Genomic DNA, 594 nt, shown 5'->3' with positions numbered 1-594 from the left:
CTGCGATCCTGGTCGCGTGTCCATTGATGCGAATCTCGCCGCTGTCGGCTTGATAAAACCCGTAGAGGATCGACATCAGGGTAGATTTGCCCGCGCCGTTCTCACCGATGATGCCATGGATCGTGCCCTTTTCGACACGCATATGAATATCGCGATTGGCATGCACGGCACCAAAGCGCTTATCGATTCCAACTAGTTCGATCGCCGGTTCGGTCATATCCCCATCCGCTGTTGATCAGCTTTTCGTCTTTTCGAGGTTTCGACCCTAACACGGGATTTTTTTCTTTCCAGTCAAGAAACACAAGAATAGACAAGCTATTGAAGATGGAGACGAGCAATGACAGCCGACGACGACCCGGAGCGTTTGACCCGCCTCGAAATTCTTGTGACAGAGCATGAGAAAACCGTCGAGGAGCTTTCCGGCCAGATCGCGGAGCAATGGAAAGTGATCGAAGCCATGCGCCGCAAGCTCGACGCACTGACGGATCGATTTCTGGTTCTGGAGGAGCAGACGGCGCCCGATGTTCCCGTGACCAAACCGCCGCATTATTGATGATCAGAATAGAGCCTCTGGAGAACCACTCTGAGCTAGTG

Annotated in this window: 2 protein-coding genes; one reads left to right on the top strand and one right to left on the bottom strand. The window is 53.0% G+C overall.

Translation table 11 applies throughout. The annotated features are described in order from the left end of the window. The coding region (locus ACXJ5O_RS29245) for an ATP-binding cassette domain-containing protein (RefSeq protein WP_457302955.1) at positions 1 to 217 on the bottom strand (217 nt) is incomplete at its 3' end. A 120-nt stretch (positions 218 to 337) separates the two neighbouring features. Between ACXJ5O_RS29245 and ACXJ5O_RS29240 the strand changes: the two genes are divergently transcribed. Continuing rightward, positions 338 to 553, top strand: coding sequence for a SlyX family protein (locus tag ACXJ5O_RS29240; RefSeq protein WP_457302954.1), 216 nt, complete (start codon positions 338 to 340; stop codon positions 551 to 553). The last annotated feature ends 41 nt before the right edge of the window (positions 554 to 594 follow it).

It is taken from the genome of Phyllobacterium sp. P5_D12 (genome assembly GCF_054049495.1).
This window is presented reverse-complemented; position numbering and strand designations above follow the sequence as displayed.

What these genes read in the sequence shown, in the direction of transcription:
- ACXJ5O_RS29240 (WP_457302954.1), top strand. Translation starts at nt 338, where the DNA reads ATGACAGCCGACGACGACCCGGAGCGTTTGACCCGCCTCGAAATTCTT.